The organism is Streptomyces coryli, assembly GCF_011044975.1.
Taxonomy (GTDB): domain Bacteria; phylum Actinomycetota; class Actinomycetes; order Streptomycetales; family Streptomycetaceae; genus Streptomyces; species Streptomyces coryli.
In genome coordinates, this window is the sequence record NZ_JAAKZV010000302.1 from 1 (window position 1) to 8,579 (window position 8,579).

The window sequence follows — 8,579 nt, forward strand, 5'->3', positions numbered from 1 at the left end:
CCCCACTCCTCCCGTAGCCAGCCATCCGTTTCCCGCACCGCGCCCCAACGCACGACGGCGGCGCAGCCGTCACCATCCGATGCCAAGCTGTCCGCCCTTGCAAGCGCAGGGCGAGATGCTGTCGGATCGTGACGGCCACGCCGCCGCTGTCAGCAGATAGCCGATGCGAGGCACTCAGGCCTCAGGCCTCATCCCTCACACATCCGCAGTCTCCTTCCCACCCCCAGCGCCACCCCGCTGCTCCGGCAGCACATCCTTCGGACTGTCGCCGTGCCCCTCATCCACGAACGTCGTCTCATCGAAGGGCAGCTTCCCCGCAAGCACCGCATCCGCTCGCTCCCGGTCCAGCTCCTTCGTCCACGTCGCGACCAGCACCGTCGCCACCGAGTTCCCCGCGAAGTTCGTCAGCGCCCGCGCCTCGCTCATGAAGCGGTCGATGCCCACGATCAGCCCCACGCCGTCCAGCAGCTCCGGCCGGTGCGACTGCAAGCCACCGGCCAGCGTTGCCAGACCAGCCCCCGTCACGCCCGCCGCGCCCTTCGACGCGATGATCATGAAGAGCAGCAGGGAGATCTGCTCGCCGATGTTGAGCGGCTGGTCCATCGCGTCCGCGATGAAGATCGACGCCATCGTGAGGTAGATAGCCGTGCCGTCCAGGTTGAACGAATACCCCGTCGGCACCGTGATGCCCGCCACCGGGCGCGAGACGCCCAGGTGCTCCATCTTCGCGATCAGGCGCGGCAGCGCCGACTCCGACGACGAGGTCGACAGGATCAGCAGGAACTCGCGGCCCAAGTACCGCAGCAGCGAAAGCAGGTTGATCCGGGCGACCACCCACAGCAGCGTGCCCAGCACCACGAAGACGAAGATGATGCACGTCGCGTAGAAGCCCAGCATGATGACCGCGAGCGACTTCAGGGCGTCCACGCCCGTCTCGCCGACCACGCCCGCGATCGCGCCGAAGGCGCCCACCGGGGCCGCCCACATGATCATGGCCATTACGCGGAAGACCAGGCGCTGGATGTGCTCGACGCCCTTGAGGATCGGTTCGCCGGAGCGGCCCATCGCCTGCAGCGCGAAGCCGACCAGCAGCGCCACCAGCAGGGTCTGCAGGACCTGGCCCTCCGTAAGCGAGGAGACCAGGGTCTTCGGGATGATGCCCAGCAGGAAGTCGGTCGTCGACTCGCTCGCGCCCGCCGCCTCTTCCTTGCCCGCGCCCTTGTTCTCGTCCGTGAGGTGCAGGCCCGAGCCGGGCTCCAGCATGTTGCCGACGATCAGGCCGATCGCCAGCGCCACCGTCGACATGATCATGAAGTAGCCGAGCGCGAGGCCGCCGACCGCGCCGACCTTCGCCGCCTTACGGACCGAGCCGATGCCGAGGACGATCGTGCAGAAGATGACGGGGGAGATCATCATCTTGATCAGGTTCACGAAGCCCTCGCCGATGGGCTTCAGTTCGACGGCGGCATCCGGGGCCGCGAAGCCGACCGCGATGCCTGCGAGCACCGCGACGATCACGGCTATGTACAGGTAGTGCGTGCGGTCGCGTCCTCTCGACGACTGCTGCTCGGGTGGGGACTGTGCAGCCACAGCTGCCTCCTGACGGCTCTGTCATCCGGGCAAGTTCGGGGCGACTCTGCCCGTCCTCGTGACGGCCGTCACCCTTGTGTTCATTGCGTTCGCGTAAACGTGGCGGGACGGGACAGCAATAACAACGTTGTCACGTCACTTCCAGGCCATTGACCGGACATCATCACAGCCTTACGTTCGCCGCATCTCTCCAGCGCTGCTCAGGAGGTCCTTCCCGTGCGACGACGCCGTACCCTCCCCCTGCTCATCTCCGCGGCCCTGGCCGCGACGACCCTGGCCGCGTGCGGGCAGGGCTCCGGCAGTGACCCGGACACGGTCGAGATCCAGTTCAAGCAGTCGACCGACAACAAGGTCAAGGTCATGGACAACTTCCTGGCCGATGTGAAGAAGCAGTTCGAGAAGAAGTACAAGGGCAAGAAGGTCAAACTGGTGCCGATCAAGGCGCCGGACTCGGAGTACTACACCAAGCTGCAGCAGATGCTGCGGTCGCCGAAGACCGCGCCCGATTTGGTGTACGAGGACACCTTCCTGATCAACTCGGACATTACGAGCGGGTATCTGAAGCCGCTGGACTCCTACCTGAAGAAGTGGAAGGACTGGGACCAGTTCATCGACACCGCCAAGACGGCGGCGAAGGCGGAGAACGGCAAGACGTACGGCATCCCGGACGGGACCGACACCCGCGGGCTGTGGTTCAACAAGAAGATCCTCAAGAAGGCCGGGCTGCCCGAGGACTGGCAGCCCAAGAACTGGGCCGAGATCCTCGACGCCGCCCGTACGATCAAGAAGAAGGTCCCGGGCGTCGTGCCGCTGAACGTCTACACCGGCAAGCCCGCCGGTGAGATGGCCACCATGCAGGGCTTCGAGATGCTCCTCTACGGGACCGGCAAGGACCCGCTCTACGACCCCGCGGCGAAGAAGTGGGTGGCCGGCGGCCAGGGCTTCAAGGACGCGCTGGAGTTCGTCGAGACGGTCTACAAGGAGAAGCTCGGGCCCGATGTGTCCGACGCCTTCGACCCGAACATCGGCACCCGGATGCGCAACGAGTTCATGCCGAAGGACAAGGTCGCGATCAACCTCGACGGCTCGTGGCTGCCGCAGGACTGGAGCAAGGGCACCGAGACCGAGTGGCCCGACTGGGACAAGGAGCTCGGCCTCGCGCACATGCCGACGAAGGACGGCAGCGACCCCGGCCGCGTCTCCCTCTCCGGCGGCTGGACCTGGGCGATCCCGGACAAGGCCGGAAACCCGGACCTGGCCTGGAAGTTCGCCGCGCTGGCGATGAACAAGGCGAACTCCCAGAAGTGGTACATCGCCAACTCGGGCATCGCGGTCCGCAAGGACGTCGCCGCCGACCCCGAGTACGCCGAGGGCAACCCGTCGACGAAGTTCTTCACCGACCTGGTGCCCTACACCCACTACCGCCCGGCCTACCCGGCGTACCCGAAGGTCTCCACCGCCATCCAGGAGGCGATGGGCAAGGTCAGCGAGGGTGACACGTCGGTGGACGACGCGGCCAAGGAGTATGACGAGCAGCTGAAGTCCGTCACGGACGGCAAGGTCGTCCAGAAGTAAGGGATCGTCTGTGACCACCGCACCTCCCACATCGCCGGGCGGCGTCGTGAAGACGCCGCCCGGCCCCGGCCGGCCGGCCGGGCAGAAGAGCATCGGCCGCTCGCTGATACGGGCCCTGCCCGTCTCACCGGCCGTGGTCCTGCTGCTGCTCTTCTTGGCCGGGCCGATCGGCTACTGCGTCTACATCGCCTTCACCGACCTGCAGCTCACCGGCCAGGCGGAGTCGAGCTTCGTCGGCTTCGAGAACTTCACCGACGCCTTCGCCGACGACAACTTCATCAACGCCGTCTGGCTGACCATCGTCTTCACGGTCGTCTCGGCGCTGATCGGCCAGAACACCCTCGGCCTCGGCCTCGCGCTGCTGATGCAGAAGGCGTCGAAGCCGGTCCGTACCATCACCGGCGCCGTCGTCATCTCCGCCTGGGTGCTGCCGGAAGTGGTGGCGGGCTTCCTGCTCTACGCCTTCTTCCGCAAGGAGGGCACCCTCAACGCCATCCTCGACTTCCTCCACCTGCCGACGCAGAACTGGCTCTACACGCTGCCGATCCTGGCCGTGTCGTTCGCCAACGTATGGCGCGGGACGGCCTTCTCCATGCTGGTCTACTCGGCCGCGCTGAACGAGATCCCGGCGGAGATCACCGAGGCCGCCCAGGTCGACGGGGCCGGCGGCTGGCGGCGGCTGTGGCACATCACGCTGCCGATGATCCGCCGCTCCATCGGCACCAACCTGATGCTGATCACGCTGCAGACGCTCAGCGTCTTCGGCCTGATCTGGGTGATGACCCGCGGCGGCCCCGGCAACAAGTCGCAGACCCTGCCGATCTTCATGTACGAGCAGGCCATCCAGAATTCGATGATCGGCTACGGCACCGCGGTGGCGCTGCTGCTGCTGGTCTTCGGTTCGCTGTTCTCGCTGGTCTACATGCGCCTGCTGCGCGAGGAGGTCTGACATGTCGGCACGCACGCGCCGCCGCCTCGCGGCCGACGCCGGGCTGCTGGTGGTGATCGTCGCCTTCGTGCTGCCCCTGGCGTGGGTGGTGCTGTCGTCCATCGACCCGGAGGCCGATCTGAAGGTGAAGGCCCCCGACGGCTTCACCTTCGACAACTACTCCGAGGTCCTGACCCCGGACATCACCTTCACCCCGCTGCTCAACAGCCTGATCCTGTGCGGCGGGGCGACGCTGCTGACGGTGGTGTGCTCGGCGCTGGCCGCGTATCCGCTGTCGCGGTACAAGTCGCGGCTGAGCCGCCCGTTCATGCTGACAATCCTGTTCTCGTCGTGCCTGCCGATCACCGCGATCATGGTGCCGGTCTACGCCCTGTACGTACAGGTGAACCTGATCGACACCATGGGCGGCACGATCTTCTTCTTCGCGGTCAGCCAGATGCCCTTCGGGATCTGGCTGATGAAGAACTTCATGGACGGCGTCCCCAAGTCCCTGGAGGAGGCGGCCTGGACGGACGGCGCGTCGCCGATGCAGTCGCTCATCCGCATCGTGCTGCCGCTGATGGGCCCCGGCATCGCGGTGGTGACGGTCTTCTCCTTCGTCATGATGTGGGGCAACTTCTTCGTCCCCTTCATGCTCCTGCTCAGCCCGGAGATGATGCCGGCCTCGGTCGCGATCAACGACTTCTTCGGGAACAAGGGCACGGTCGTCTACGGGCAGTTGGCGGCCTTCTCGATGCTCTACTCGACGCCGGCGGTACTGCTGTACGTGCTGGTGGCGAGGAAGCTGGGCGGCGGCTTCGCGCTGGGGGGTGCGGTCAAGGGGTGACCGTCACTGTCACAGCTGGCGCAGGTGGTCCCGGAGCGTACGGGCGACGCGGGCCATCAGCGCCTCGGCGGCCGGCTGGACGGTGGCCGGGACGCGGGATTCGGTGAGCGCCGCGACCGCGAAGGCCTGCCCGTCGGCGTGCTCGACGACGCCGATCTCGTGGCGGAGATTGAGCAGGGTGCCGGTCTTGGAGGACCAGGTGCTGGCGTCGGAGGCGAAGTCCGGGGCCAGGCGGTGGCGGAGCACGTTGTGCGCCATCAGACCGCGCACCCGCTCGGCGGTCGCCGGATGGATGGCCGAGGGCGTCCACAGGGCCTGCAGCAGGTCGGTCCAGGCGCGGGCGCTGCCCGTGTTGGTACGGGCGTTGTCGAGCTGCCGCACCGGGTGGCCGTGCCCTTCGGTGCCGGCGTCGACGGCCAGGGAGAGCGCGAGCCGGCCCTCGGCGTCGTGATCGTCGAGATGTTCGGCCGGGGTGTCGGTCAGGTCGCGCATGGTGTGCCGCAGGGTGATGCCGTGCAGGCCGTACTCCCGTAGCAGCCGGGTGACCTGGCCGGGCGGGGTGAGGGCGAACAGCGCGTCGGCGGCGGTGCCGTCGCTGATGCAGGTGCTGAGGTAGAGCAGATCGTCGATGGCGATACGGGCGGGGTGGCGGAAGCGGGACAGGCCGGTGGGCCCGCGGGTGGTGATGCGTCCCGGCGGTACGTCGACGGGTGCGGCGCCGTCGAGTTCGCCGCGGCGGATCCGCTCGACGGTGGCCAGGGCGAGGGGGACCTTGACGAGTGAGGCGGCGGGGAGCTGGGTGTCCGCGTCGATGCCCACCTCCTGCCGGGAGTGCAGGTCGCGGACGAGGTAGCAGCCGTGCAGGCCGCCGTCGTTCAGCTGCTCGCGGAGGGTGTGCCGGAGGGCCTGGGCGTTCATGAGGCGGGTCCGCGGGAGGTGGCGGTGGTTGCGGCGGCGCGGGCGGTCGGGGCCGCGCCGAGGCAGTGGGCGATGACGCCGTAGAGGCGGTCCTGGAGGGGCTGCGGGTTGCTGTGGTCGGCGGTGGTGAGGGCGTAGCCGCGGTGCAGCGGGAGATCGCCGAGCGGGCGCCAGTCCAGGCCGAGTTCGCGTGCCTGGGCCGGTGCGCAGAGCAACAGATCGCGGGAGCCGAGGACTTCGGCGGCGGCCGTGGTGAGGTCGGGGGCGGTGGCTATTTGTGCGGGCTGCAGGCCGACGGCGTCGCGCAGCCTGATCAGCGGGTCCCTGATGTGCGGTACGTCGTCCTCGGGCTGCACCCAGACGCGCCGCGGCGGCCCGTCGGCGCCGCGGCCCGGGCGCAGGCTGTCGAGGTGGACGCGCCGGATGCCCGGGTCGTGATCGCCGGCGAGGCCGAGCGGCAGCGTCCAGGCCGCCTCGTCCGGTGGTACGGCCTGCAGGGCGGCGCGTACCTGCTGGGTGTGGAGGAGTTCGGTGCGCCCGGCGGGGGCAGCGGGGCGTACCTCGAGGGCGATGCCCAGCGTGCGCGCGTCGGTGACCAGCCGGGCGAGGGCGATGGCCGGATGGATCGCGGGCACCGCGAGCCGCCAGGGCCGGCGGCCGGCGATCCTGGCCTCGTGCTCCAGCGCGTCGGCGGCCTCCAGGAGGCGGCGGGCGGCCGGGAGGAGGTCGCGGCCGAAGGCGGTGAGCACGGGGCGGCGCGAGGTGCGCTCGAAGAGCGGCTGTTCCAGGCGCTCTTCGAGGGCGGCGATGCGGCGGCTGGCCACGGGCTGTGACAGGCCGGCAGCCGCGGCGCCGGCCGTGAAGCTCTCGCGGGTGCTGACGCTGACGAAGGCGCGGCAGGCTCCGACCAGATCCATGAGCACCAAGTATGCGGGAAACGCATGGAATCGCGCAGGACGGTATTGGACAGCATGACCGCAGCTCCGCAGCATCATTCGTTATGCGACGACTTACTCACCACCTCATGGCGGCCGTGCTCGTGGTGCTCCCGGTGACGGCGTGCGGGGACAGCGGCGGTGCGACGGACCGTGACGACCGGCCGGCGTCTTCGCCTTCGACTTCGGCTTCGGCTTCGGCGACGGAGCGGGGGCGTGCGACGCGGGAGTTCAAGGAGCTGGAGCGCGGCTATGACGCGCGCCTGGGGGTGTACGCCGTGGACACCGGGACCGGGCGGGAGGTGGCGTACCGGGACGGGGAGCGGTTCGCGTACGCGTCCACCTTCAAGGCGCTGGCCGCGGGGGCGGTGCTGAAGAAGCGGCAACTGGGGGGCCTGGACAAGAAGATCACGTACGAGCGGGACGACCTGATCGCGAACTCGCCGGTGACGGAGAAGCACGTGGCGGACGGCATGACACTGGGCGCGCTCTGCGACGCCGCCGTGCGCTACAGCGACAACACCGCCGCGAACCTGCTCTTCGACGAACTGGGCGGCCCCGCCGGACTGCAGAAGGTGCTACGGGCCGCCGGCGACGACGTCACACGCATGGAGCGCAACGAACCCGCCCTGAGCGACTGGCAGCCCGGCCAGGTACGCGACACGAGCACCCCACGCCAACTCGCCCAGGACCTACGCGCCTTCACCCTCGGCGACGAACTCCACAAGCCGGAGCGAGCGCAACTGACCGACTGGCTGAAGCGCAACACCACGGGGGCCGAACTGATCCGCGCAGGCGTACCAAAGCAATGGAAGGTAGGCGACAAAACCGGCACCGCCTCCACCTACGGCGGCCGCAACGACATCGCCATCATCTGGCGCCCGAACGCCGCCCCCCTGATCCTGGCAATCCTCACCAACCGCAAGAACGAGAACGCAGAACCCGACGAGAAACTGATCGCCGAGGCGGCAGGGGCAGTCGCCGACGAGATGGACGCATCGTGAACCGGCGGGGCCCAGCCGCACCGTCACCCACAAGCATGGATCTCGTTACCCTCTGCAACCACCCCTGATCAGGAGGAGTCCTGGACCGCATCAGCAGAACTCGTCAGAAGGGTTCGAGATGTCTGTCCAGCACGCGTCACGATTCGTCACTGCACTCGCCGCCGCCGGAGCGCTGATCCTGATGGCGCCCCAGCAGGCTCACGCCGGAGCGATCGGGTCAACCGCCGTCGAGACATTTGAATACTCCGTTGGTGGGGTCACGATGAAGGTCCCGACGGGCTGCATGTTCACGCACATCATCCGTGGTGGCGGGAAGAAGATCACGTACCAGAACGCGGGCGTCGACTGCGGCTTCGTAGGAGCGCTCAACAGCGGTTTCTGTAACTGGCGGATCGACTTCAGATACGCCGACACCAACAACAAGACGTACCGGACCTCGCGGGGCAAGACCCATCCGAAGTGCAAGATTGACCCGATGCGCAACAACGCGCCCCAGACCCTTCCGCGTTACGGCAAGGCCTGTGCGCATCTCTATGTCAACGGCGTGCGCCGCGTGACGCAGTGCCACCACATCACGAAATGAGTTGCCCGATGATCGACCAGCAGGAGCAGCATGGCGCCGACCAGGTGCGCCGTAGGCGGGTGGGGATTCTTGCCTTCTTGGGTGGGGTCCTGGTGACGCTGGCGTTCTTTGCGTTCTTTCCTGGGCTGCCGCATGTCATCGATGCGGGGGCCATTCTGCTGGCGATTGGCGTGGGAGCGGTCGCGCGGTGGGTGTGTCA

At 68.0% G+C, this 8,579-nt stretch carries 9 protein-coding genes; 6 read left to right on the forward strand and 3 right to left on the reverse strand.

Annotated features, from left to right (window positions below; all coding sequences use genetic code 11):
- Positions 1 to 195: 195 nt before the first annotated feature.
- Positions 196 to 1,590 (reverse strand): cation:dicarboxylate symporter family transporter, encoded by a 1,395-nt coding sequence (locus tag G5C51_RS37095; RefSeq protein WP_165244482.1) that lies wholly within the window; start codon positions 1,588 to 1,590, stop codon positions 196 to 198.
- A 216-nt stretch (positions 1,591 to 1,806) separates the two neighbouring features.
- On the opposite strand from G5C51_RS37095, the gene G5C51_RS37100 reads away from it, so the two are divergent.
- Genes G5C51_RS37100 through G5C51_RS37110 form a run of 3 tightly spaced genes read left to right on the forward strand, consistent with a single transcriptional unit; the run spans position 1,807 to position 4,940 of the window.
- A complete protein-coding gene (locus tag G5C51_RS37100) occupies positions 1,807 to 3,165 on the forward strand; it encodes an extracellular solute-binding protein (RefSeq protein WP_165244484.1) in 1,359 nt (452 codons plus the stop codon).
- Between the two features lie 46 nt (positions 3,166 to 3,211).
- Entirely contained in the window at positions 3,212 to 4,114 is a 903-nt protein-coding gene (locus tag G5C51_RS37105; protein ID WP_338118445.1) for a carbohydrate ABC transporter permease, read from the forward strand.
- A 1-nt stretch (position 4,115) separates the two neighbouring features.
- Positions 4,116 to 4,940 carry a carbohydrate ABC transporter permease gene (locus G5C51_RS37110; RefSeq protein ID WP_165244488.1) on the forward strand — a complete coding sequence of 275 codons (825 nt, stop codon included), beginning with the start codon at positions 4,116 to 4,118 and terminating at the stop codon, positions 4,938 to 4,940.
- 9 nt (positions 4,941 to 4,949) lie between these two features.
- On the opposite strand, the gene G5C51_RS37115 is transcribed toward G5C51_RS37110, so the two are convergent.
- Complete coding sequence (locus tag G5C51_RS37115; protein WP_165244490.1) at positions 4,950 to 5,858, reverse strand: serine hydrolase; 909 nt, start codon at positions 5,856 to 5,858, stop codon at positions 4,950 to 4,952.
- Positions 5,855 to 6,775 carry a LysR family transcriptional regulator gene (locus G5C51_RS37120; RefSeq protein ID WP_165244492.1) on the reverse strand — a complete coding sequence of 307 codons (921 nt, stop codon included), beginning with the start codon at positions 6,773 to 6,775 and terminating at the stop codon, positions 5,855 to 5,857. Before G5C51_RS37120 ends, G5C51_RS37115 begins: the two co-directional genes overlap by 4 nt.
- Before the next feature lie 83 nt (positions 6,776 to 6,858).
- Between G5C51_RS37120 and bla the strand changes: the two genes are divergently transcribed.
- The 3 genes from bla to G5C51_RS37135 all read left to right on the forward strand — a co-directional run.
- Entirely contained in the window at positions 6,859 to 7,797 is a 939-nt protein-coding gene (gene bla, locus G5C51_RS37125) for a class A beta-lactamase (RefSeq protein WP_240930186.1), read from the forward strand.
- Between the two features lie 118 nt (positions 7,798 to 7,915).
- Positions 7,916 to 8,380: a hypothetical protein gene (locus G5C51_RS37130; RefSeq protein ID WP_165244494.1), complete on the forward strand. Its 465-nt coding sequence runs from the start codon at positions 7,916 to 7,918 to the stop codon at positions 8,378 to 8,380.
- Between the two features lie 8 nt (positions 8,381 to 8,388).
- Positions 8,389 to 8,579 (forward strand): hypothetical protein (locus G5C51_RS37135; protein WP_206314720.1); only part of this gene is annotated, 191 nt, incomplete at its 3' end.

Bases quoted from the DNA above. Each gene is read 5' to 3' on its own strand.
- G5C51_RS37110 (WP_165244488.1), top strand. From the start codon at position 4,116: ATGTCGGCACGCACGCGCCGCCGCCTCGCGGCCGACGCCGGGCTGCTG.
- G5C51_RS37115 (WP_165244490.1), bottom strand. From the start codon at position 5,858: ATGAACGCCCAGGCCCTCCGGCACACCCTCCGCGAGCAGCTGAACGAC.
- G5C51_RS37120 (WP_165244492.1), bottom strand. From the start codon at position 6,775: ATGGATCTGGTCGGAGCCTGCCGCGCCTTCGTCAGCGTCAGCACCCGC.
- bla (WP_240930186.1), top strand. From the start codon at position 6,859: ATGCGACGACTTACTCACCACCTCATGGCGGCCGTGCTCGTGGTGCTC.
- G5C51_RS37130 (WP_165244494.1), top strand. From the start codon at position 7,916: ATGTCTGTCCAGCACGCGTCACGATTCGTCACTGCACTCGCCGCCGCC.